2 protein-coding genes are annotated in these 584 nt (G+C 66.4%); both read left to right on the top strand.

Annotated features, from left to right (window positions below; translation table 11 throughout):
• Positions 1-297 (top strand): ATP-binding protein (locus DYI24_RS27550; RefSeq protein ID WP_164574561.1); only part of this gene is annotated, 297 nt, incomplete at its 5' end.
• The coding region (locus DYI24_RS27545; RefSeq protein WP_164574560.1) for a response regulator at positions 297-584 on the top strand (288 nt) is incomplete at its 3' end. The genes DYI24_RS27550 and DYI24_RS27545, both read left to right, overlap by 1 nt.

The raw sequence follows: 584 nt of genomic DNA, 5'->3' as shown, positions 1-584 counted from the left end.
GCCCTGCAGGCCAGCGACGGCCCGGCGCGGCTCAAGGTGCACCTGTACCGCCGCGAATGCAGCTTGCACCTGTGCGTCAGCGATGCCGGCAGCGGCATCGCTGCTGATTTGCTCGGCCGCCTGGGTGAGCCGTTTCTTACCACCAAGGCCCCAGGTACGGGCTTGGGCCTGGCTGTAGTCAAGGCGGTGGTGCGGGCGCACCAGGGCACGATCAACCTGCGCTCGAAGGTAGGCCGTGGTACCTGCGTGCGGGTAGAACTGCCCTTGATCGACGGGCAATTGGCGGAGGGTGTGTAATGGCGGTCAAGGTGCTGCTGGTCGAGGACGACCGCGTATTGCGCCAGGCGCTGGGCGATACCTTGGAAATCGGCGGTTTCGCCTACCAGGCCGTGGGCAGTGCTGAAGAGGCGCTGGAGGCTGTGCGGGGTGACGCCTTCAGCCTGGTGGTCAGTGACGTGAACATGCCTGGCATGGATGGGCATCAGCTGCTGAGCCAGCTGCGCCGCCAGCAACCACAGCTGCCGGTGTTGTTGATGACGGCGCACGCTGCCGTCGAGCGTGCGGTTGAGGCCATGCGCCAGGGC

Source organism: Rhodopseudomonas sp. BR0C11, assembly GCF_010820945.1.
In the GTDB taxonomy this organism is placed as follows: Bacteria; Pseudomonadota; Alphaproteobacteria; order Rhizobiales; family Xanthobacteraceae; genus Rhodopseudomonas; species Rhodopseudomonas palustris_H.
This window is presented reverse-complemented; position numbering and strand designations above follow the sequence as displayed.